This window comes from Mycobacterium montefiorense (assembly GCF_025823255.1).
Lineage (GTDB): Bacteria > Actinomycetota > Actinomycetes > Mycobacteriales > Mycobacteriaceae > Mycobacterium > Mycobacterium montefiorense.
Genome location: NZ_JACKVL010000007.1, coordinates 351,581 through 373,174 on the forward strand (window position 1 = coordinate 351,581; position 21,594 = coordinate 373,174).

The window sequence follows — 21,594 nt, forward strand, 5'->3', positions numbered from 1 at the left end:
AGGCTTCACCACTGCTAGGGCAGGATAAACGTCTGCTCGGGCAGAATAAACGTCCTACTGGTGCCAGCTGGTGTTTTTATGCGGGTTGGTGCTATTTGGCAGGCGTCAGCGCGACGATCGGGATGGGCCGCGACGTCCGGGTCTGGTAGCCGTCGTACCGGTTGGCATTGTTCTTGTTGACGAGCTGCCACAGCCGCGCGTAGTCGGCGTCCTCGGCAGTGATCGGGCGCGCGGTGACCGGGAATCGTTTGGAGCCGAGGTTGATTTCGCACTCCGGACGCTTGCGCAGGTTGTGATACCAGCCGGGGGCAGCGTCGCTACCGCCGTAGGAAGCCACGACCAGGTACGAGTCGCCGTCCTTGGCATAGGTCAATGTGCTGCTGCGCGGTTGACCGGTCTTGGCGCCGATCGTGTGCAACAGCAGGCTGTTCGGCATTCCGGGCACGTGGTGCCCGATCCGGCCGTCAGTCTTCCGGTAGAGCGTGTCGTGTACGCGCAGCAGAGGGGCCAGAAACAGCCGCTCTACGAGGGTGAGGTTGCTCATGAATCCATTTCTACTGACTGGCGTCGATGCGTGCCAGCGCGTCGCGTAGTAGTTGCGCGGTGGCTTCGCGGTCGGGGTCCCGGCGCAGCAACATCCCCTTGGCCACCGAAAGCTTGTCACCATTGCGGCGGGGCAGCACGTGCAGGTGGATGTGGAACACCGTCTGGAAGGCCGCGCTGCCGTCGTTGATCCCGATGTTTGTCGCGTCGGCCAATTCCGTGGCCCGGGCGGCGCGTGCGATCCGCTGGCCGATGGCAATCATCTCGGCCAGCGTCTGCGGCGGGGTGTCGGTCAGATCGACGCTGTGCTGTTTGGGGATCACCAGGGTGTGGCCGCGCGTGAACGGGCGGATGTCGAGGATCGCCAGGTAGTCGTCGTCTTCGCAGATCCGGATCGCCGGAGCCGCTCCGGCGACGATCGCACAGAACACGCAGGACATGCCGCCACGGTACTGGTTGCCTCGACACGACCGACCGCCGCCGCAGGGGCTACGCTGCCGCAGTGGACGCTCGCGAACTCGCATTTTCCAGCGCGGCCGCACTGGCACGGATGCTTGCCGACGGTGAGGTCAGCGCGCCGGACCTGCTCGAGGTCTATCTGGAACGGATTGCGCGCCTCGACAGTCAGCTGCGCTGCTACCGCGTGGTGCTGTCCGACAGCGCGCGCGAGGACGCTCGTGCCGCCCAGGAACTCCTCGACGCCGGCGAGCGGCTGCCGCTTCTCGGCGTGCCGGTTGCGATCAAGGACGATATCGACGTCGCCGGCGAGGTGACGGCGTGCGGCAGTGGCGGCCACGGTCCGCCGGTGACCGCCGACGCGGAAGCCGTCCGACGGCTGCGCGCGGCCGGCGCGGTCATCATCGGCAAGACGAATGTGCCCGAGTTGATGATCTTCCCGTTCACCGAGTCGCTGACGTTCGGCGCGACGCGCAACCCGTGGAACCTCGATCGCAGTCCGGGCGGTAGCAGCGGCGGTAGCGGCGCGGCGGTCGCCGCCGGGCTGGCACCGCTGGCGTTGGGATCCGACGGTGGCGGCTCGATTCGCATCCCGTCTTCCTGGTGCGGCCTGTTCGGCGTGAAACCGCAACGTGATCGGGTGTCCGTAGCGCCGCATGACGATGCTTGGCAAGGATTGAGCGCCAACGGCCCGATCGCGCGTTCGGTGCTGGACGCGGCGGTATTTCTCGATGCCACCTCGACATTGCCCGGACCCGCAGGCGAATTCGTCGCCGCGGCGACCCGCGACCCCGGAAAATTGCGAATTGCCTTGAGTACCAAGGTTCCAACACTTCCCGTTCGAGTGGGGCGCGCGCAGTTGGCGGCCGCCGACCAGGCCGGTGCGTTGCTACGCGATCTGGGCCATGAGGTGATCGCTGCCGACCCCGAATATCCGCTGCGGCAGATCTACGCGAACTTCCTGCCGCGCTATCTGCGGGGCATCAGCGACGACGCCGACGCGCAGGCTCACCCGGAACGACTCGAAGCGCGCACCCGCAAGATGGCGCGCGCGGGATCGCGTTTCTCGGACCGAAGAATGGCAGCGGTGCGAGCCGCTGAGCAGCGGGTGAGCGCCAGGGTCCAGTCGATCTTCGACGATGTCGATGTCGTGATCACACCGGGCACCGCCGTGGGCCCATCCCGCATCGGCGCATATCGGAACCGGGGCTGGGTGTCGACATTGCTGCTGGTCGCCCAGCAGGTTCCGTACTTCCCGGTCTGGAACATGACCGGCCAGCCGGCCGCGGTGGTGCCGTGGGATTTCGACGGCGACGGTTTGCCTATCTCCGTGCAGCTCATTGCTCGGCCGTTCGATGAGGCAACCCTGTTGTCGCTGTCCGCACAGATCGAAACGGCACGGCCCTGGGCCCAGCGCCGACCTCCGGTGTCATGACGGCAATATCTCCCGCCACGCGGCCAGTTTGACGCCCGCCCGCGTGGCGTGAGCGGGGCTGGTTGACGGCAGCCGCCGGAAATGGAGCCGCTGATCCGGCTGTGCCAGCCGGTGATACACCTGCGCCGCTTTGGCGCCGTTGAAGTAGACCCGGGTGATGCCCGGATAGCTGGCGAACAACTCGGTAAAGTCGTTGACCACCAAGCTTTTCGGGTCGATCGCGGAGTCCGCGCTACCGACCCGGCGGCAGCTGTGCAGCACATCCTAAAGAGCTACTCCCTGCGCGCGCAGCGCTGCCAGACGCGACTCGTATGGGGCGCCCGCGTCGAATCCGAACAGCTCACTGGTGATGGGCCAGAACGCATTTCGTGGATTGGCGTAATACTGGTGGGCCACCAGCGACTGGGCACTCGGAAACGAGCCCAGGATCAGCATCCGGGCGCGGTCGTCGACGACGGGGTCGAAGCCATGCAGAAGCGGCGGGGTCATCACAACACATCATGGCCCGTCCGCGTTGTACGTTGACCACGTGGACGACGGGGCAGACCGCAACATCGACGATCTGCTCGACGGTCTCGAGGGCGCCGCGCGCACGGAACGCGCCGAGCTGGTGGGCTGGCTGCTGGAACAGGGCATCAGCGGCGACGAGATCCGTGCCACCAACCCGCCGCTGCTGCTGGCCAGCCGCCACCTGATCGGCGGCGACGGCACTTACGTGTCGGCGCGCGAGATCAGCGACCGGCACCACATCGACCTGATGCTGCTGCAGCGCGTGCAGCGCGCGATCGGGCTGGCCCGGGTGGACGATCCCGATGCGGCGATTCACCTGCGCGCCGATGGTGAAGCGGCCGCGTACGCGCAGCGCTTCGTCGAATTGGGGCTCAACCCCGACCAGGTGGTGCTCGTCGTTCGGGTGCTCGCCGAAGGTCTGTCGCACGCTGCTGAGGTAATGCGCTACGCCGCGCTGGCGGCGATCATGCGGCCGGGAGCCACCGAGCTGGAGATCGCCAAGGCGTCCAAGGAGCTGGTGGGCCAGATCGGGCCGCAGCTCGGCCCGATGATCGAGCAGATGCTGTTCATGCAGCTGCGCCACATGATGGAGACCGAAGCGGTCAATGCCGCCGAGCGGGCCGCGGGTGAGCCGTTGCCCGGGGCGCGCCAGGTCAGCGTTGCCTTCGCCGATCTGGTCGGCTTCACCCGGCTGGGTGAAGTGGTCTCGCCCGAGGAGCTGAGTCATCTCGCCAGCAGGCTGGCGAACCTGGCGCGCGACGTGACGGCGCCGCCGGTCCGGTTCATCAAAACGATCGGCGACGCGGTGATGTTCGTCTGCCCCGAACCCGCGCCGTTGCTCGATGTCGTGCTGAAACTCGTCGAGGCCGTGGATACCGACAACGACTTTCCCCGGCTGCGAGCGGGGATGTCGTCCGGAATGGCGGTGAGCCGGGCCGGTGACTGGTTCGGCAGCCCGGTCAATGTGGCGAGCCGGGTCACCGGCGTGGCACGCCCGGGCACCGTCCTGGTCGCCGATTCCGTGTGGGAGGCCGTCGGCGAAACAGGGGAGTTTTCCGCGTCATTCGCGGGCGCACGTCGCCTCAAGGGCGTCAAAAGCGAAGTCAAGCTTTTCCGGGTTCGCCGCGGCGGCGACGCCAGCGAAGGCGCCTGATTGGGCTACGTTTAGGCAGGCCCGGGCGGCTCTGGGGGGCGTCTGACACGGTCCGACGCGGCCGGCTCCTTCCCCTTGCCAGCGCTTTGACTCGGCCGCTTCCGGGCCTGCTTCGCCATCAAAAATACGCCGTTGAGCGGGCCATATCAACGGTTTTGCGCCCTGGGATGTGGCCGCGGGTTCGTCAGGCGTTCGCTCCTGGAGAACCCCCTATGCAGCACCTCTGTAACGGTGTAATCATGTAATCATGAAATCGCATCACAGTCAGCGGCGGTCCGGTCGCCCCGGGGGCTGGCAGCAAGCCCAGCAACCCGACTCCAGCGGAGCGGCCGAATGGTTCGCCGGACGGCTGCCCGAAGGCTGGTTCGACGGTGACCCCACGGTCGTCGTCGACCGCGAAGAGATCACGGTCGCCGGCAAGTTGCCCGACGCCGCCGGAAACGAAGAGAGCGAGTCGCGTGCCGAGGGCCGCGCGTCGCGGTTCCGGGAGGAGACCCGTTCCGAGCGGATGCGCATCGCCGACGAGGCCCAGGATCGCTACGGGCGCAAGGTTTCCTGGGGCGTCGAGATCGGCGGTGAACGACTTCTGTTCACGCACATCGCCGTTCCGGTGATGACCCGCCTGAAGCAACCCGAACGCCAGGTGCTCGACACGCTGGTCGACGCCGGAGTCGCCAGGTCTCGCGCTGACGCGCTGGCGTGGTCGGTCAGGCTCGTCGGTGAACACACCGAGGAATGGCTGGCCAAACTGCGCAACGCCATGTCGGCGGTCGACGATCTGCGCGCGCAGGGACCAGATCCACAGAACTAGGCCAATGCCGCAGTGCCGCTTCGGCGTTGGTGCGCTTCGCAGTCGAATCAGCGTCGCTAGACTTCATTGACTTTCTCGACGATCTTGTCAGCGATCTGGCCGGCCTGATCGCTGATGTGGTACCCGCATGCGTTGATATCCGCGATCACGTTGTTCGCCACGCTCATCGCGTGCTCGCACTGCCAGCCTTCGGCGCCTTCTTGAGTCTGCAGCACCGATATCTTCGTTGCGCTGCCGTGGATCGGGGCGAAGGTCCATCGGTAGGTTTTGTTCGAATTCTTGACCGTCACGGTCTGGCCGGCGCAGTTCTTCCATTTGTCGGTCGAGGTCTGCAAGAACGCCTTGGCCTTGTCCGCGGTCGGATATGCCACCACGGCTTGATTGACCCAATGATCGTTGTTGTCTCCCGGCTCCTGGGACACCACTCCGTTGATGCCGGTGTAGCCGCTTCCGGCGTACACCGGATCCTGAGTCGTATACAGCGCTCCCTGGCAGTCCGGTATCGACACCGTCATCGACGAGGTGCCCATCGACGTGATGGGTTTGCCGGGCTGGATATTCGTCGCGCCCATGATGGAGTTGATATCCGAGGAACTCAGCAGCAGCGAGTTCAGTCGCGTGGCCGCTACCGGGTCGGGTGGCGGCTTGGGGTCGGGGATGATCACCCAGATCGCCACCGCGCTGATGACGACGACGAGGACGACCGCGGCCGCGGCGACGATCGGCCAGGGATTGCGGTTGGGTTTGGGTGGGGGTTGCTGTGCCAGGCCCCACGGAGCGTGACCGGCGGGCGGCAGCGTGCCCGGCGGCGGACCACCCCAGTTGCCGCTGGTGCCCGGGTAGTACTGCGGGCCGGAGGCGGGTTGGCTCGGGGTGGGGACGGGGCCGCTCTCCGGTGCCCATGGCCGGGGAGCCTGCGCGGGGCGAGGCACCGGGGTTGAACTCGGTCGCGGGTACGGCGGCGGTGGTGTGTTGGCCGGCGGCGCCAGCGCGGTGGCCGCGACCGTCGGCGGCTGCTTGAGCTCCTCTTTACCGGGCAGGGTGGCTTCTTGGCTGCGGCGCAAGATGTTGTCGGCGTGGTCTTGATCGGGATTGGTGAGGGCCTCGTGCGCGGCGAGCGCCATATCGCCGGCACTGGCGAAGCGGTCCTCGGGATTTTTGGCCATGCCGCGGGCGATCACCGCGTCGAATGCTTTGGGAATGCCCGAGCGCACCGCACTGGGCTGTGGAATCGGGTCGCTCATGTGAGCCTTGACCAGCACTCCGGCGCTGTCCGCGCGATACGGCGGGGCACCCGTCAGGCATTCGTGCAGCACGCAAGCCAATGCGTAGATGTCGGCGCGGTAGGTCACCTCGTCGTTGGTGAACCTCTCGGGAGCCATGTATTTCCAGGTGCCGACCGCGGTACCGAGTTGGGTGAGCTTCTTGTCGGTGGTGGCGCTGGCGATGCCGAAGTCCACCAGGTAGGCGAAATCGTCTCGGGTGACCAGGATGTTGGGCGGTTTAACGTCGCGGTGCATCACTCCGGCGGCATGGGCGGCATCCAGAGCCGAGGCGATCTGAGTGGTGATGACGACCGCGCGTGGCGGCGTCAGCGGGCCATACCGTTTGAGCAAGCTGTCCAGGTCGGTGCCCTCGACGAGGCGCATCTCCATGAACATTTTTCCGTCGATTTCGCCGTAGTCGTGGATGGGCACCACATGCGGCTCCTGCAAACGGCCCGCGGTGCGTGCCTCACGCTTCATCCGCTCCCGAAAGACGGGGTCTGAGCTGAATTGATCCGACATCAGTTTGACCGCTACGGTCCACTCTTTGACGGTGTGCTCGGCCTCGTAGACTTCGCCCATCCCGCCCCGGCCTAGCAGCCGTTTGAGGTGGTAGGGCCCAAAAGTCGACCCCGCCCGTGAGGCCTGCTCGTCGCTCATCGCTGATCCTCCAAACCAACCGCAGACCCGCCGACCATATCAACAATTTCCCGCCCACCCCGGCGGCCGCAACCCCCCGGTAAGCACCCATGACGGTATGCGCCGGCGGGCTCGCCCGCTCGACAACGGCAAACATCGTTCATGCGTGTCGCGGCTGCCCAATCCGTTCATCCCGGGGCCCAAATGTCCGGTGCGTTCCAAGGATTCATCAAGGATCTCCGCAGTATGTGGGCAGACCCTTTCTCCATAGGAAAGCGAGTTACAGCGAAGGGACGTCATGCTCACCATCACCGGCACCGACTTCAGGGCCCGCCTCGCCGTCCTGGCCGCCTTGATCGGTGTCGCGGCAGTGTTGCCCGTGCACTGGCGGGCCGGCGCCCAGCGAGTCTGGTCATACGGCGTGTACAGCGTCGGGTATCGGCTGCTGTCGGTTCAGATGACCTGTGGCTGTTGGGCTCTCAGCGCGCTACCGCTGGTCGCGAAACACGCGTAGACACCCCTCACTTGCCCGCTTTGCGTTGCGGGTCAAGCGCTCTGAGTCGCAGGGCGAGCAGGATCACCAGCACGACCGCCTGGACGGTGCACGCCACCACGGCCAGCCACCAGTTGCTGGGGTCGTAGTCCCACAGCGGGTCTTCGTCGCCGCCGGCGGTCCGGCGCAGATCGTTGAGATCGATGGTCGAGGCGGCCATCGCATACGCCCACCGGGACGGCGATAGCCATGCCAACTGCTCCAGCGGGATGCGGCCCTTCACCCCAAACATCCCGCCGCACAGCACCAGTTCGGCCATCACCACGAGCACCAGCAACGGCATACCCCGGTCGGCGTTGCCGATCATCGCCGAAATCAGCAGGCCGATCATCATCGAAACCACGGTGACGGCGACGACCGCTACGGCCACTTCGGCTCTGGGCCAGGGCAGTGCGACGGCCTGGTCGGGCGGCGGCAGACCCACCACCCCGAGGAAACCCAGAATCAGCCCCTGCAACGTGGTCAACGCGGTGAGGACCACCAACTTGGAAGCCACATACGCGCCGCGGGATAACCCGATGCCGTGCTCGCGTTGATAGATGGCTCGTTCCTTGACGATCTCGCGGATCGAAGCGGCGCAGCCCATCAGCCCGCCGCCGATGATCAGCAGCACCAGCAATTGCGAGGGCTGAGTGGACTTCGACTCGATGGCCTTGGTCAGCGACAACCCAGCTTGGCCCGGGACGGCGTGCGCGAACAGGCTCAACAGCAACGGCAACACCAGCAGTGTCACCGAGTATTGGCGATCGGCGCCGATAACCGCGAGATAGCGCCGGCACAGGGTGGTGAATTGGGCCAGTGCGCTCTGCTGAGCCAGCGGCTTCGCGGAGCGGGCGGCAGGTGCCGCGGCTCGCAGCGATGCGTGTGGCCCGCTCAGCGCTCCGTGAATCGGTGACGCGACATACCGGCCGGTCCAGTCGGTCGTCGTGTCGTGTTCGAGAAGGTTGAACAGGTCGGCGAAGTCGTTGCAGCCGAAGTAGTTCAGCGCCTGCTGCGGCGGGCCAAAGTAGGCCAGCCGACCGCCCGGCGCCAGGATGAGCAGCCGGTCGCAGAGGTTCAGCTGCGCGGTGTTATGCGTGACCACCACGACGGATCGACCGTCGTCGGCTAGCGCGCGCAGCATCTGCATCACGGATTTCTCGTACCCGGGGTCAAGGCCCGACGTGGGCTCGTCGAGGAACAGCAGCGACGGTTTGGTCAGTAGTTCCAGAGCGACGCTGGTCCGTTTGCGCTGTCCTCCGGAAAGACTGTCGATCCGTTGATTGGCGTGCGCGGCCAACCCAAGCTCGCCCAGCACCTCGTCGATGCGCAGCTTTCGTTCTCTGGAGGAAACGTCGTGTGGAAATCGAAGTCGTGCAGCATAATTCAGTGCCCGCCGCACTGTCAGTGGAGTGTGCAGGATGTCGTCCTGCGGCACGAAGCCGATTCGGTGTCGCAGCTCGGCATAGTTCTGATAGAGGTCGCGATTGTCATATCGGACGGCGCCGCTACCGGCCGGGCGAAACCCGGTTAAGGCGCCCAACAGCGTGGATTTTCCTGCGCCGCTTGGCCCGACCACTGCCATGAAGCAGCGTTGCGGTAGTGCGAAACTGATGTTGGTCAGCAGCACTTTGCCTTTGTTGGTGACCACGCGCAGGTTGGACGCCTCGTAGGACACGTCGCCGGTGTCGACGTATTCCACCAGCTGGTCGCCGGACAGATGCAGCAGCTGGTGGCCGATGCCGACGATGTCGTTCGGTCCGATGATCGCGCGATTGATCCGGTTGCCGTTGACGTAAGTGCCGTTGGCGCTGTTGCTATCTACCAGCTCCCACTGATTGCCGGAGCGGCGCAACACCGCATGGTGGCGAGAGACCAGCAAGTCGTCAAGCACGACGTGGTTGTCGGTTCCGCGGCCAATCCCGATTACCACCTGATCGATGGTGTGTACCGCGGTCGGCGGCCGGGCAACCGTGGTCTCGCCGACCGGACGTTGCGGCGCAGCAACGGGCTGCGGCCTGGGCCGGCTGGGCTGCTGCGCGACGGGGTAGACCTCCAGCGCCTGCCCGGAGGAGGGCGACCCGAGCACGACGGTGATCGGCTGGTGGATCGTCAGGGTCTCCACTCGCCGACCGTTCACGAACATCCCGTTGTTGCTGCGGTTGACCAGAATCCAGCCCGCCGGCGTCGGCTGCAGCACCGCATGCTGGCGCGACACTCTCGGATTCTCCAGCTGTATGTCGGCTTCATTCGCGCGGCCAATGCTCCAGGACCGGCCACCGGTGGCCTGCCAGGTACGTCCACCGACCCGCAATTCCAACCCGGGAATGGTGGTGACCATATCGGTCCTGTCGTCCACGCATAGCCTCCGCTGTGTTAGCTAGCCAATGTTGTTGGGCTGGTTGAGATTCGCCACCACACAAGCCGAATTACCGCGGCTCAGCCACCGTACTTGGTCCACCATGTGTGCAGATCGTCGATGGTCGGCGGGTCTCCGAAGACATCGCACAGCAGCAGCTTCACCTGGTTGCTCCACACCATGTTTGGGTGGCTCTCGTAGGTGCCACAGGCGACCATGCCCACATCCACCTTGGGGGCGTTGGGGTGCTGCCATGACTCCGGGTTCGCGGTTCCGCCGGGGCAGGTGGCCATCTGCTGCAGCAGCTTCACGTCGGCGTCGAATGCGACCTTCAGGACGTTCGGATTCGGGAACAGTGCGTATCGCGCTCGAGACGGGCCGCCCGGGTTGGTGTTCTGGTCGCAGTCCACCATGGCCAGCGCATCCGACCACACGGTGTCCGGTTTCGGGGTCGCCGGTGTGCACACGCCACTCGGGTAACCGGGGGGCAGCACGCTGAGCAACTGGCCTTCAAGGTCGCCGGCCGCGGTGGTCGTGGTGGTCGGATTCGAGGTCGTGGTTTTCGTCGGCGTCGGCGTTCTCGTCGCCGTGGGGTGGGGATGCGGGTTGTCGTCGTCCTGCGTGGCGACATAGATGCCGATGGCGGCGAGCACCAGAACCGCGATCAGGCCGACGGCAGCGGCGACGATCGGCCAGGGGTTGCGTTTGGGCTTGGGTGGCGGCTGGGATCCCAGGTTCCAGCCGGTGGGGCCGGCAGGCGGCGGCGGACCGGCCCAGCTGCCGCCGGTGCCCTGGTAGTACTGCGGGCCGGAGGCGGGCTGACTCGGGGTAGGGATGGGGCCGCTTTCTGGTGCCCAGTGTCGAGGGGCCTGCGTGGGCGGTGGCACGGGCGTTGAACTCGGTCCCGGATACGGCGTATTGACCCGAGGTTGTGCCGTGGCGGGGGTGGTGGGAGGAGGGGCGATGTTGATGTCGGTGGCGAGGGTCGCCTCGCGGCTGCGCCGCAGGATGTTGTCGGCGTGGTCTTGATCGGGATTGCTGAGTGCCTCATGGGCCGCCAGGGCCAGGTCGCCGGCGCTGGCGTAACGCTCCTCGGGCTTTTTGGCCATGCCACGCGCGATCACCGAGTCGAACGCCTTGGGGATGCCCGAGCGCACCGAGCTGGCGAGGGGGATTTCGTCGGTCGTGTGAGCTCTGACCAGTTCGCCGGCGGTGCTCGCGCGATACGGCGGGGTGCCCGTCAGGCATTCGTACAGCACGCAGGCCAACGCGTAGATGTCGGCGCGGTAAGTCACCTCGCCGTTGGAAAAGCGTTCGGGCGCCATGTATTTCCAGGTGCCGACCGCGGTGCCGAGCTGGGTGAGTTTCTCGTCGGTGGTGGCGCTGGCGATGCCGAAATCGACGAGGTAGGCGAAATCGTCGCGAGTGATCAGGATGTTGGGCGGCTTGATGTCGCGGTGCATGACCCCGGCGGCGTGGGCCGCGTCGAGGGCCGAGGCGATCTGGGTGATGATGGCGACCGCGCGCGGCGCGGTCAGCGGGCCAAACCGTTTGAGCATGTCGTCCAAGTCGATGCCCTCGATGAGGTGCATCTCCATGAACATCTGCCCATCGATTTCGCCATAGTCGTGAATGGGCACCACATGCGGTTCCTGCAAACGGCCCGCGGTTCGCGCCTCACGCCGCATCCGCTCGCGGAAGACGGGGTCCCTGCTGAACTCCGCGGTCATCACCTTGACCGCAACCGTCCACTCTTTGACGGTGTGCTCGGCCTCGTAGACCTCGCCCATGCCACCGCGACCTAGCAGCCGCTTTAAGTGGTAGGGCCCGAACATCGACCCCGCCCGCGAGTTCTGCTCCTCGCTCATCGTTGATCCTCCAAACCAACAGCAGACTCGCCGACGATATCAACAATTACGCGCAGATCCGCGCCGTTGACCTCCGTTGCCAGCAACCATCACGGTAAGCCGTTGCCGATCCGGACGCGCGACGATCGCGAGATCTCGTCCGTCATGCCGTTGTCGCCCAAGCTGACTGGGCGCGTCGCGCGAACTAATGCCGTGAATTACGTTGCACAGCAGATGGATTGGTCTTACTCAGTTCGATGCGTCGCCGGTATAGCCGCGAGGGATCTCGAACGTGAATTCGTGGTCGCAGATTCGGACGTGGTCGCCGTCTTTGAGCGTGGCCGCCGAACGGATCCGTTGGTGTTGCACATGAACGCCGTTCGAGGAGCGCAGGTCGTTGATGATGTAGCTGGTGCCGGTGTCGACGATGACGGCGTGGTGCCGGCTGACATTGGCGCTGGCCAGGATGATGTCGTTGTCGCTGAGTCGTCCGATCCGGGTTTCCGCCGCGCGCAGTGGATAGCTGCGGCCCGACGCTTCGTGCAGATAGGCGGCCGGCTTCCCGGCCGGGACCTTGGTGCGCTGGTCCAGCAGGGTAATGGTGCCGACGGCCGTGGTCCGGGCGGATTTCTTGGCGTCCAGCGGCTCCTGGCGCAGGATCCGTTCGTTGAGGTCACGCAGCGTCTGCCCGGGGTCGATCCCCAGCTCGTCGGCAAGTGTGGTCTTCACCCTGCGATAGGCGGCCAGCGCGTCGGATTGGCGATCGGTCAGGTAGTAAGCCGTGATCAGCTGGGCCCACAGCGGCTCGCGGTAGGGGTGCTCCGCGGTCAGGGCTTCCAGCTCGCTGATCACGGCGGCGGCACGTCCGCAAGCGATTTCGGCCTCCGCCTTCGCCGTATGAACCAGAATCTTTTCCTCCACGAGCGAGGTCGCAAAGGTGTCGACGAACTGAAAGTCCCGCAGGTCCTCGAGCACGGGTCCCCGCCACTGCGTCAATGCCTCCGATAGGTGCTGGCTGGCCTGCTCGAACCGGCTGGACGCGGCCGCATGCACGCCCGCGGTCTTCTCGGTGATGAACCGCCCGAGATCGCAACTGCTTTCGGCGACGGCGAGCCGGTAACCGGGCGGCGCCGCGGCCAGCACCACTCGTGGGTCGATACCGGCACCGGTGAGCAGCTTGCGCAGATTGGACACGTAGGAATGGATACTGGCCCGCGCGCCGGACGGCGGCTCCTCGTCCCACAATGCGGTGATGAGCCTCTCGACGCCGACCGGGCTGTTGCGGTTCATCAGCAGCATGGCCAGCACTGCCCGCTGTTTGGGCGTGCCCAACGGCACCAGAGTGCCGTCAACAGTCATCTCCAACGGCCCGAGCAGGCCGAATTCGAGACTCTTGTCTACCATCGTCGCTAACCAGCCCTTCCGGGTTCTCTGCGCGGCGTCACGTGCCAATACGGTGTCATTCCTTGTCATTGTGATACGAAGCCGGCGAATTCGGTAAAACCCTGAAGATTGGCGTGCCGCGGTCCGGTGCGGATGCGTGCTCGCCGACGGCTGAAATGCGTTGGCGTTCATCGAAAACACCGATCGGCCTGGTGTCGCTGGCTCAGGTGGTGAAGACCATCAATTCCTTGCTGGCGCCCCATGCTTGAAGGAAAAGTGCCATCGGAATCTGTTCGTCGCGACCATTGGGCGTGCCGCTGTCGTTGAGGTGCACCACGTTATTGGTGGTGTCGACACCGGTCACGACCACGGCGTGGTCGCCCCGCGGGTTTCCATTGTCGTCCTTCGTCTCGACGGGCTGGTGCCAGATCAGTTCGCCATTGACGCTGACGATGACCTTGTGGCCCGCACTCAATTGCTGCTCGATGCCCTCGATGCCGGTCGGGATGCCGTCTTTGACTGCGTGCTCCTTGTTGGTGATCATGGCGCCGATCTTGTACAGCCCCAACAATGTCGGGACGTCGGCAAAACTGGTGCCCATCCCGGAGTTTGGGTTCTTGGTGTTGGCAGGCGTGGTGTAGATCGAGCCGGGGTGGACGACCCTCGGCGTGGACTGTGCCCGCTTGATGATGGTTCGCTCCGAGGGCTCCTTACCGGTCACCTGACCGATCACGTCGGCGCTCGACATCAGGACGCAGTCGTCGTATTTCTGGTAGCGCCAGTATTTCGCCGCGGCCGCGGGGTCGCCGTACATGGTGCCCGCCGCCGCCTCGGCCGGGCCGGCCAATCCCAGCGCGATGGCACCGGTGACGACCGCGAGGGTGGCGGTCTTGGCGATCGCGGCAATCTTGGTGGTCTTCATCGTTGTCCTTTTCTCGTTCCGCAGTGCTGCGGGGTTGGTTGAGAAAAGGTTGCGATCGTGGCCTATTTGTTATCTCCAGGAATTCTTGGAGTGACCTCGTGCCGCCTTGGCAGGCCGGGTTTGTCCGGCCCTATTGGTAGGGCTAGTTGCAGGCCCAGGTGTCGATCGAGCCGCCACCGAGTTTGGTCAGCGCGTCTTTCATCGCGGTGGCCAGCGTGGGGCCGACACCTCCCTGAAAGCGCTGGCCGTTGGTCGCGACCGCTCCGCAATCGGTGAAGCTGGTCAGCACCTTGCAGTCCGGGTAGGCGCAGTTTTTGACCGAAGTGGCCTCGGCGGCCGGCCGGGTCGGGTAGTCCCAGGCACGGCCCCAGGAACCGTTGCTGGAGTAGGCAATTGCGCCGTATTGATCGGCGGCGCCGGCCGCGGGAGCCAGCGCGAGGCTGATCGCGGCGGCGCCGGCCATTCCGGCGACGGCCACGGTTAACCGCCGGCGACGAGTAATCATCCTCATTGGTGGTTCCTTTCCGAATGCCGGCGGTCCGGCGGTTTCCACGGGTTTGCGATGCACGGCGCCGACACCCACGTCGATCCCTAGGCGGGCTTGGTGGCGGTGACTGTCTTGCCCCAGTCGGACATGGTCAGCGTCACCGAGGTGTCATTCGTGGGATGGATCTGAACCTGGACGAGGTGCGAGGACCCGTCCGAGGCGATCCAGACCGTGGTGGGCACCGTCGTCACGCTCTGGGCGGTCAGCTTGGACCCGGCCAGCGTGGCCACGTCGTCGGCGGACGAATTTCCGGTGATCTTCGTGGTCGCGACGCCGTTGACCTGATCGGTACCGGCGACCGACCCGCCCTGCAGCTTCGACAGCAGATTGGCCAGCCCCTTGTTGGGGTCGAGCAGCACCGACACGTTGTAGATCGAGGCGCCGTTACCGAAGTCGGTGTAGGTGCCGGCTTGTCCGAGATCGGAATAGAGATGGCCGTCGACGTAGACGAACTTCGCGTCTTGGGAGGATTTGCCGACCAGCAGCGTTGCGGTGCCGGTGGCCACCGTCTGCGGGGCGTTGGAGATGTCGCCGTCCAGCTTGGTCAACCGCAAGTTGGGCACGTCGCCCTGCACAGCCACGCTCACATGCATCTCGGTGACCTTGCTCATCGCGTCGGTAGCCTGCTTGAGCAGGGTGGCTGCTTCGCTGCTGGAAGTGGTCGCGGTGGGTCCCGGCGATTTGCCATTGCTCGAGTCGTTCGAACAACCACCGATGGCGAATACCAGAGCCAGCGCGGCGGCAGCGGCGGCGGTAACGGCGCGAGGCGAGAGCTTCATCGACATCTCCTTGATGTGTTGGCCACAGCTGCTTACTGCATAGCAATCGCCGCGCAGCAAATCAACAGCCGAACCCGAAGCTTAGTGAGCCCGACACCGGCTTCGGAAGGTCGCAACGAGATCTGGCGTGAATTGCGGTCCTGCGCTCGACCGATTGCGTATTGGCGCGAGGTTGAATCACCTTGATTATCAAGGTGTTCCAATCATCGCCTTGCTGTGTAGTCACGGCCGTGCCGGCGAGTGCGATGCGCCGCCGGCGCGAAGTAGATGTCTAAATCGGAGCTGAAAACAGGTAAATGGGGGGATCCCGGTTACCGGGATCCCCCCATTTGGGGTGGTGGGTGCGACTAGGTGAGTTGAGGGGCGAGCGACGGGCAGTAGGCGTGGGTCGCATCGACGACGAAGTAGGCCGCCTGGTGGGTGGTCAGGTTCGTCTGCTTGAGGACCTCGGTGGCGACGTCGGTCCCGGATTTGCCGGAGGCGAGCTCCTGGCACACCAGGTGGCCTTCCCGGACTGCCTCGGCGGGGGAGCTGAAGGTGATACCGAGCTTGTCCATCTGCGTAATGAACGCGTCGTCGGCGGTGCTGGCCCCGGCGGTGCCGGCGGTTCCAACTGCGACGAGTCCGATGGCGGCGGCGCCGATCGCGGTGGCGGCAATGGTGCGGATGCGGTGAGAGAACATGGCGGTGATCCTTTTCAGGTGTGCGGTTGGGGTGCTGATGGAACTAGCGTCGGCCCCGCTCCTAAATGGATCCTCAATAACTTCTTGGCGTCGTTTCAGTAAAGTCTCAGGTGGCTGAAGTCAGGCGCGGGTCATCGCGTAATAGGCGCCCCGGCGGGCCATCAGCTCGGCATGGTTGCCCTGTTCGATGATGCGGCCGGACTCGACCACCACGATGCGGTCGGCGTCACGAATCGTCGAAAGTCGTTGCGCGATAACGAAACTCGTGCGATCTCGGCGCAGCTCGTGCATCGCGCGCTGTATTAGGGCCTCGGTGCGGGTGTCGACTGAGCTGGTCGCCTCATCCAGGATCAACAGCTGCGGACGGGCCAGAAACGCGCGCGCGATCGTGATCAGCTGCTTCTCACCGGCGCTGATGTTGGCGCCGTCGCCGGTGACCCGGGTCTGGTAGCCGGCCGGCAGGGTGTGCACAAACCGGTCGACGTAGGCCGCCTTGGCGGCTTCTACCAGCTCGTTTTCGCTGGCTTCGGGGCGCCCGTAGGCGATGTTCTCCGCGATGGTCCCGTCAAACAGCCAGGTGTCCTGCAGCACCATGCCTATTTGCGAGCGCAGTGCTTGTCTGCTGATCGTGGTGATGTCGACGCCGTCGACCAGAATGCGGCCGGCGTCGACGTCGTAGAACCGCATCAGCAGGTTGACCAGCGTGGTTTTGCCCGCTCCGGTCGGGCCGACGATCGCTACGGTGCTGCCCGGCTCGACCGTCATCGACAGGTCCTCGATCACCGGGGTGCCCGGGTGGTAGGCAAAGCCCACGCGGTCGAACTCGACACGTCCGTGCGGCGGGGCCTGGCCGTTGGGGGGCAGTTGCGCGGAGACCGGCGCTTCCTCGGGCTCGTCGAGCAGCTCGAACACCCGCTCGGCGCTGGCCACCCCGGACTGCAGCGTGTTGTACATCCCGGCCACCTGGCTCAGCGGGTTGTTGAACTGCCGGACGTATTGGATGAACGCCTGGATGTCGCCGAGGGTGATGTGTCCGGTGGCCACCTGTAGGCCGCCGAGCACCGCGACCGCGACGTAGCCGAGGTTGCCGATGAACGTCGTGGCCGGTGCCACCAAGCCGGAGAAGAACTGGGAGCCGAAGCTGGCCTGGTAGACGTCGTCATTGAGGTCGCGGAATTGTTCACGTGCAGCGTCGCGGTGGCCGAAGGTCTTGACCACGGTGAACCCGCTGTAGGTCTCTTCGATGTGGGCGTTGAGCCGTCCGATGCTGGTCCACTGAGCCTTGAAATGCCGTTGCGAGCGGCGCGTGATCGCTCGGGTCGCCAGCAGCGAGAGCGGCACGGTCAGCACCGTGATCAGCGTCAGCATCGGCGAGATCGACAGCATCATCGCCAGCACCGTGACAACGGTCAGGATCGACGTCAGCACCTGGCTGATCGTCATCGACAGCGAGGATTGGACGTTGTCGATGTCGTTGGTCACCCGGCTCAATAGTTCGCCGCGCAGCCGTCCGTCGAAGTAGCACAACGGTAGTCGGTGGACTTTATCTTCGACGTCGGACCGCAGCGCGACCATGGTGCGCTGCAGGGTGAGGTTGAGCAGCCGGGACTGCGCCCAAATCAACAGTGAGGCAACGATATACATGGCCAGGGCAATGGCCAGTGTTGCGGCCACCGCGCCGAAGTCCACGCCGTGGCCCGGTATCACGTTCATTCCGGACAGCAGTTCGGCGAAAGCCCGGTCGCCGCGCGCGCGGGCTTGGGCAATGGCCTGTGCCTTGGTGATTCCCGCCGGTAGTTCCCGCCCGATCACACCGTTGAAGAGCAGATCGGTGGCGTGGCCGAGAATTCGCGGTACGACCACGCCGATCACGGTGCCGGTGAGGCCCAGGGTGATCACCGCGATGCTCAGTGTTCGTTGTGGCGCAAGCCGTTTCACCAGCCGCGCCGCTGTGCCCCAGAAGTCGCGGGATCGGGTGTTGGGGACGGCGCCGCGGCCGGGGCGGTTCGTCGTCGTGGTCACGGCGTGCCCCCAGCCTGACCTGATCGCAACGCGCCGACCGACTGCGAGTCGGCGAATTCGGCGTAGGTGGTGCAATCTGCCAGCAGCGATTCATGCGTGCCGGTGCCCACCAGTTTCCCGTTGTCCACGACGATGATCTGGTCGGCTCGATAAGCCGCCGAGATACGTTGTGTGACAACAATAATGGTCGCACCGCCGGAGATTTCGTGCAGCGCGGCCCGGACGTGGGCGTCGGTGTGCACGTCGAGCGCGGAGAATGCGTCGTCGAACAAGTAGATCGCCGGGCGGCGGATGACTGCGCGGGCAATCGCCAGCCGTTGCCGTTGCCCGCCCGAGAAATTGATCCCGGCCTGGGCGACGCGCATCTGCAGCCCGTCGGCGTGTGCCCGGACGAATTGGTCGGCGGCGGCGACTCGCAACGCTTCCCACATCTCCTCCTCGGTCACCACCTGGCCGGGAGCCGCGCCTATCCGCAGGTTGTCCGCGACCGTGCCGGAGAAGAGGTATCCGCGTTGCGGGACCAGGCCGACCGCCGACCACAACCGCTCGGTGTCGTAATCGCGGACGTCGAGGTCGTCGAGGAACACGGCGCCGGCGGTCACGTCGTAGAGCCGGCAGATCAGCGACACCAGCGTCGATTTACCCGAGCCGGTGCTGCCGACCACCGCGGTGGTGGTGCCGGGCAGCGCTGTCAACGAGATATCTTGCAGCACAGGGTGATCCGCGCCCGGATAGGTGAACGTCGCGCCCTGCAAGCGCACCACGCCGTTGATTCCCGCTTTCGGAAGCTTGGGATGTTGCGGGTTGTCGACAGCAGCGTGAGTGGACAGCACCTCGGTGATCCGCTCGGCGCACACGGAAGCTCGCGGCAGTACTACCAGTGTCATCGTCGCCACCAGCACAGCCATCAGGATCTGCGTGAAGTACGCCAGAAATGCGGTCAGTGAGCCGACCTGCATCTGGCCGCGGTCGATACGCAGCCCGCCGAACCAGATCAGCGCGACGCTGGACACGTTGATGGTCAGCGTGGTCACCGGCAGCATCAGCGCCTGCCAGTTGCCCGCCGTCAGCGAGGCATTCGACAGCGCGACATTGGCGCGAGAAAACCGGTCGCGCTCAAATTCTTCGCGGGTGAACGCCCGGACCACCCGTACGCCGGACAGCTGGTCGCGCATCACCCGGTTGATGCCGTCGATCAGGGCTTGCATGCTGCGAAACAGCGGCAGCATATGCGACATGATCCAGTAGTTGGCCACGGCCAGGATCGGGACACTGACCAGCAGCAACCATGTCAGAGCGGCTTCCTGGTGGATGGCCATGAAGATTCCGCCGACGCACATGATCGGGGCCGTAACCAGCACCGTGCCCGCCATTTGAACCAGGAATTGGATCTGGCGAACATCGTTGGTGCTGCGGGTGAGCAGCGTCGGCGCGCCGAATCGGGCGGTCTCGCGCTCGGAGAAGGTGGTGACGTGCTCGAACATCGCTAGGCGCAGGTCGCGGCCGAATCCCATTCCCGTCCGCGACCCGAAGTAGGTGGCTCCGACCGAGCACAACACCTGCAATCCGGTGACGGCCAGCATCACCATGCCGAGACGGATGATCGCCGCGGTGTCGCCCTTGGCAACGCCGTCGTCGATGATCGCGGCGTTGACCGTCGGCAGGTACAGCGTCGCCAGCGTGCTGATCGTTTGAAGCACCATCAGCACCGCCACCAGCCGCCGGTACGGCCGGATGTACTGGCGCAGCAGTGCCAGAAGCATTTGGTAACTGTCGCATATGGCACGCGGCGCGGCGCTGAGCACCGCCGGGCGGCTGTGCGCGCGTGCCGCATCCCGCAACGCAAGGAAAATGCCTGATCAGGTGGCGCGTCGGTGGTTGACCCGGTGGGCTGCCGCTACAGTGCATCGTGTGGACCAGGTGCAAGCTGAGCGGAAGCAGGGTAGCGGTGCGTCGTAACCTCACGGCGCTAGCCCTTGCGGTCACCCTCTTGATCCCGACGGTTGCGGGTTGCTCAGGCTCCGGCGACAACAAACCGGGTGGGACGTCGTCGTCGGCGCCGGGGAACGCAGAAGGCCACCACGGACCGATGTTTCCGCAATGCGGGGGCGTCGGCGACCAGACGGTCGCGGAGCTGACCAAGGTGAGTGGCCTGATCAACACGGCCCGCAACTCCGTGGGATGCCAGTGGCTGGCGGGCGGTGGCATCCTCGGCCCGCACTTCTCCTTTTCCTGGTACCGCGGCAGCCCAATCGGACGTGAACGCAAGACCGAGGAGCTTTCGCGCGCCAGCGTCGACGACATCAACATCAACGGCCACAGCGGCTTCATCGCGGTCGGCAACGAGCCGAACCTGGGTGACTCGCTGTGTGAGGTCGGCATTCAGTTCCAGGACGACTTCATCGAGTGGTCGATCAGTTTCAGCCAGAAGCCATTCCCGCAGCCGTGCGACATCGCCAGAGAATTGACTCGTCAATCGATTGCGAACTCGAAATGATGGCAAGACGTGTCCGGACGGCGGTGGTCATCTCGCTGACCGCGCTGGTGATCCTGACCGGCTGCTCGAGATCGATTGCGGGTAATGCTGTCAAGGCAGGCACCGGCGGCGTGCCGCGCAACAACACCTCCCAGCAGCAGTACCCGAACCTGCTCAAGGAATGTGAGGTTTTGACCAGCGACATCCTGGCTAAGACCGTGGGCGCCGACCCGCTCGATATTCAGAGCACGTTCGTCGGCGCGATCTGTCGGTGGCAGGCGGCCAACCCGGCCGGCCTGATCGATATCACCCGATTCTGGTTCGAGCAGGGCAGTCTGAGCGAAGAGCGTAAGGTCGCCGACTTCCTGAAATACAAGGTGGAAACGCGGACGATCGCGGGCGTGAACTCGATTGTGATGCGCCCGGACGACCCGAACGGGGCGTGCGGTGTGGCCAGCGATGCGGCCGGAGTGGTCGGCTGGTGGGTCAACCCGCAAGCACCCGGTATCGACGCCTGCGGCCAGGCCCTCAAGCTGATGGAGCTGACGCTCTCGACGAACTCCTAGGGGGTTCAGCGCGGAACGTGAAAGCCGATCAACGCGGCTCGTCGTAGCTGCAGATCCGTCCACTCGCCGGCGACCCTTAGGATCGCGATCGCCGACGTCGGAAATTTCTCTGAAATACGTTGCACCACAGTCGTATCGGTGCCATCGTTGCCTGCCAGGCCGATCGCCAGGGAAGACATGGTCGGTTCGTGCCCGACGACGAGCAAGGTGTCGACGGTGTCGGCGATCCCGTTGATCTCGTCGATCATCGTGCCCGGGGTGGTGTCGTAGAGGCGCTCGCGGTACTGCACGGGCGCGTCGACGCCAGTGTTGGCCAGGGTTTGACGGGCGCGGGTGGCCGTGGAGCACAGCACGGCGTCGATGCCGGGTTGGTTGGCGCGCAGCCAGTCGCCACCCAGGCCCGCCTCCCGAATGCCGCGGGGCGCCAAGGGCCGGTCGTGGTCCGTTACGCCGGGCGGGTAGCCGGATTTCGCGTGCCGCATCAGCAGCAGGGTGCGCTCACGATTCACGGGACTAACGCTAACCCGTGGGTAACCGCGGCTGTTATGCCGGCTCGTCGTTGTCGGGGTTGAGGAGGAGTTTGTTGGGGTGGTGGTAGGTGTTGGTGCGGGGTTGGCCGCGGTCGAGGTGTGGGGGTGGGATCCATTCGGTGTCGCCGTTGGGGTG

At 65.2% G+C, this 21,594-nt stretch carries 19 protein-coding genes and 1 pseudogene; 6 read left to right on the forward strand and 14 right to left on the reverse strand.

What is annotated here, in order from left to right; translation table 11 throughout:
- Positions 1 to 91 precede the first annotated feature (91 nt).
- Positions 92 to 544, reverse strand: a complete 453-nt coding sequence (locus H7K34_RS06255) for a nitroreductase family deazaflavin-dependent oxidoreductase (RefSeq protein ID WP_264060938.1) — start codon at positions 542 to 544, stop codon at positions 92 to 94.
- Between the two features lie 10 nt (positions 545 to 554).
- A complete protein-coding gene (locus tag H7K34_RS06260) occupies positions 555 to 983 on the reverse strand; it encodes an HIT family protein (protein WP_264060939.1) in 429 nt (142 codons plus the stop codon).
- A gap of 62 nt (positions 984 to 1,045) precedes the next feature.
- On the opposite strand from H7K34_RS06260, the gene H7K34_RS06265 reads away from it, so the two are divergent.
- On the forward strand, positions 1,046 to 2,434 hold the full coding sequence (locus tag H7K34_RS06265) for an amidase (RefSeq protein WP_264060940.1): 1,389 nt from the start codon (positions 1,046 to 1,048) through the stop codon (positions 2,432 to 2,434).
- Here H7K34_RS06265 and H7K34_RS06270 read toward each other — a convergent pair.
- A pseudogene (locus H7K34_RS06270) lies at positions 2,429 to 2,923 on the reverse strand (DNA-deoxyinosine glycosylase). The gene H7K34_RS06265 and the pseudogene H7K34_RS06270 overlap by 6 nt on opposite strands.
- Here H7K34_RS06270 and H7K34_RS06275 point away from each other — a divergent pair.
- Complete coding sequence (locus H7K34_RS06275; RefSeq protein WP_372510702.1) at positions 2,922 to 4,097, forward strand: adenylate/guanylate cyclase domain-containing protein; 1,176 nt, start codon at positions 2,922 to 2,924, stop codon at positions 4,095 to 4,097. The pseudogene H7K34_RS06270 and the gene H7K34_RS06275 overlap by 2 nt on opposite strands.
- 247 nt (positions 4,098 to 4,344) lie before the next feature.
- Complete coding sequence (locus H7K34_RS06280) at positions 4,345 to 4,908, forward strand: hypothetical protein (RefSeq protein WP_264060943.1); 564 nt, start codon at positions 4,345 to 4,347, stop codon at positions 4,906 to 4,908.
- Between the two features lie 56 nt (positions 4,909 to 4,964).
- Here H7K34_RS06280 and H7K34_RS06285 read toward each other — a convergent pair whose 3' ends face one another.
- Positions 4,965 to 6,833: a serine/threonine-protein kinase PknH/PknJ gene (locus H7K34_RS06285; protein WP_264060945.1), complete on the reverse strand. Its 1,869-nt coding sequence runs from the start codon at positions 6,831 to 6,833 to the stop codon at positions 4,965 to 4,967.
- Between the two features lie 277 nt (positions 6,834 to 7,110).
- Between H7K34_RS06285 and H7K34_RS06290 the strand changes: the two genes are divergently transcribed.
- Positions 7,111 to 7,326, forward strand: a complete 216-nt coding sequence (locus tag H7K34_RS06290) for a hypothetical protein (RefSeq protein WP_264060946.1) — start codon at positions 7,111 to 7,113, stop codon at positions 7,324 to 7,326.
- Positions 7,327 to 7,333: 7 nt separating this feature from the next.
- Here H7K34_RS06290 and H7K34_RS06295 read toward each other — a convergent pair whose 3' ends face one another.
- The 9 genes from H7K34_RS06295 to H7K34_RS06335 all read right to left on the reverse strand — a co-directional run bounded on the left by H7K34_RS06295 (position 7,334) and on the right by H7K34_RS06335 (position 19,649).
- Entirely contained in the window at positions 7,334 to 9,703 is a 2,370-nt protein-coding gene (locus H7K34_RS06295) for an FHA domain-containing protein (protein ID WP_372510695.1), read from the reverse strand.
- An 80-nt stretch (positions 9,704 to 9,783) separates the two neighbouring features.
- Entirely contained in the window at positions 9,784 to 11,571 is a 1,788-nt protein-coding gene (locus H7K34_RS06300) for a serine/threonine-protein kinase (RefSeq protein ID WP_264060947.1), read from the reverse strand.
- A 228-nt stretch (positions 11,572 to 11,799) separates the two neighbouring features.
- Positions 11,800 to 12,954, reverse strand: a complete 1,155-nt coding sequence (locus H7K34_RS06305; protein WP_264060949.1) for a BTAD domain-containing putative transcriptional regulator — start codon at positions 12,952 to 12,954, stop codon at positions 11,800 to 11,802.
- 202 nt (positions 12,955 to 13,156) lie between these two features.
- A complete protein-coding gene (locus H7K34_RS06310; protein ID WP_264060951.1) occupies positions 13,157 to 13,855 on the reverse strand; it encodes a C39 family peptidase in 699 nt (232 codons plus the stop codon).
- Positions 13,856 to 13,997: 142 nt separating this feature from the next.
- Positions 13,998 to 14,366 (reverse strand): DUF4189 domain-containing protein, encoded by a 369-nt coding sequence (locus H7K34_RS06315; protein ID WP_264060952.1) that lies wholly within the window; start codon positions 14,364 to 14,366, stop codon positions 13,998 to 14,000.
- Positions 14,367 to 14,446: 80 nt separating this feature from the next.
- Entirely contained in the window at positions 14,447 to 15,181 is a 735-nt protein-coding gene (locus H7K34_RS06320) for an LppX_LprAFG lipoprotein (protein ID WP_264060953.1), read from the reverse strand.
- A 347-nt stretch (positions 15,182 to 15,528) separates the two neighbouring features.
- Complete coding sequence (locus tag H7K34_RS06325) at positions 15,529 to 15,864, reverse strand: DUF732 domain-containing protein (protein WP_264060954.1); 336 nt, start codon at positions 15,862 to 15,864, stop codon at positions 15,529 to 15,531.
- Positions 15,865 to 15,984: 120 nt separating this feature from the next.
- Positions 15,985 to 17,886, reverse strand: coding sequence for an ABC transporter ATP-binding protein (locus H7K34_RS06330; RefSeq protein WP_264060955.1), 1,902 nt, complete (start codon positions 17,884 to 17,886; stop codon positions 15,985 to 15,987).
- On the reverse strand, positions 17,883 to 19,649 hold the full coding sequence (locus tag H7K34_RS06335; protein ID WP_264060956.1) for an ABC transporter ATP-binding protein: 1,767 nt from the start codon (positions 19,647 to 19,649) through the stop codon (positions 17,883 to 17,885). The genes H7K34_RS06330 and H7K34_RS06335 overlap by 4 nt, the downstream gene beginning before the upstream one ends.
- Before the next feature lie 185 nt (positions 19,650 to 19,834).
- On the opposite strand from H7K34_RS06335, the gene H7K34_RS06340 reads away from it, so the two are divergent.
- Positions 19,835 to 20,383, forward strand: a complete 549-nt coding sequence (locus tag H7K34_RS06340) for a DUF3558 domain-containing protein (RefSeq protein WP_264060957.1) — start codon at positions 19,835 to 19,837, stop codon at positions 20,381 to 20,383.
- Positions 20,383 to 20,928: a DUF3558 domain-containing protein gene (locus tag H7K34_RS06345; protein WP_264060958.1), complete on the forward strand. Its 546-nt coding sequence runs from the start codon at positions 20,383 to 20,385 to the stop codon at positions 20,926 to 20,928. Before H7K34_RS06340 ends, H7K34_RS06345 begins: the two co-directional genes overlap by 1 nt.
- Positions 20,929 to 20,933: 5 nt before the next feature.
- Here H7K34_RS06345 and H7K34_RS06350 read toward each other — a convergent pair whose 3' ends face one another.
- Positions 20,934 to 21,410, reverse strand: a complete 477-nt coding sequence (locus H7K34_RS06350; RefSeq protein WP_276059345.1) for a SixA phosphatase family protein — start codon at positions 21,408 to 21,410, stop codon at positions 20,934 to 20,936.
- Between the last annotated feature and the right edge of the window lie 184 nt (positions 21,411 to 21,594).

Bases quoted from the DNA above. Each gene is read 5' to 3' on its own strand.
- H7K34_RS06310 (WP_264060951.1), bottom strand. From the start codon at position 13,855: ATGAAGACCACCAAGATTGCCGCGATCGCCAAGACCGCCACCCTCGCG.
- H7K34_RS06320 (WP_264060953.1), bottom strand. From the start codon at position 15,181: ATGAAGCTCTCGCCTCGCGCCGTTACCGCCGCCGCTGCCGCCGCGCTG.
- H7K34_RS06300 (WP_264060947.1), bottom strand. From the start codon at position 11,571: ATGAGCGAGGAGCAGAACTCGCGGGCGGGGTCGATGTTCGGGCCCTAC.
- H7K34_RS06255 (WP_264060938.1), bottom strand. From the start codon at position 544: ATGAGCAACCTCACCCTCGTAGAGCGGCTGTTTCTGGCCCCTCTGCTG.
- H7K34_RS06350 (WP_276059345.1), bottom strand. From the start codon at position 21,410: ATGCGGCACGCGAAATCCGGCTACCCGCCCGGCGTAACGGACCACGAC.
- H7K34_RS06315 (WP_264060952.1), bottom strand. From the start codon at position 14,366: ATGAGGATGATTACTCGTCGCCGGCGGTTAACCGTGGCCGTCGCCGGA.
- H7K34_RS06305 (WP_264060949.1), bottom strand. From the start codon at position 12,954: ATGGTAGACAAGAGTCTCGAATTCGGCCTGCTCGGGCCGTTGGAGATG.
- H7K34_RS06280 (WP_264060943.1), top strand. From the start codon at position 4,345: ATGAAATCGCATCACAGTCAGCGGCGGTCCGGTCGCCCCGGGGGCTGG.
- H7K34_RS06290 (WP_264060946.1), top strand. From the start codon at position 7,111: ATGCTCACCATCACCGGCACCGACTTCAGGGCCCGCCTCGCCGTCCTG.
- H7K34_RS06325 (WP_264060954.1), bottom strand. From the start codon at position 15,864: ATGTTCTCTCACCGCATCCGCACCATTGCCGCCACCGCGATCGGCGCC.
- H7K34_RS06335 (WP_264060956.1), bottom strand. From the start codon at position 19,649: ATGCTTCTGGCACTGCTGCGCCAGTACATCCGGCCGTACCGGCGGCTG.
- H7K34_RS06345 (WP_264060958.1), top strand. From the start codon at position 20,383: ATGGCAAGACGTGTCCGGACGGCGGTGGTCATCTCGCTGACCGCGCTG.
- H7K34_RS06260 (WP_264060939.1), bottom strand. From the start codon at position 983: ATGTCCTGCGTGTTCTGTGCGATCGTCGCCGGAGCGGCTCCGGCGATC.
- H7K34_RS06285 (WP_264060945.1), bottom strand. From the start codon at position 6,833: ATGAGCGACGAGCAGGCCTCACGGGCGGGGTCGACTTTTGGGCCCTAC.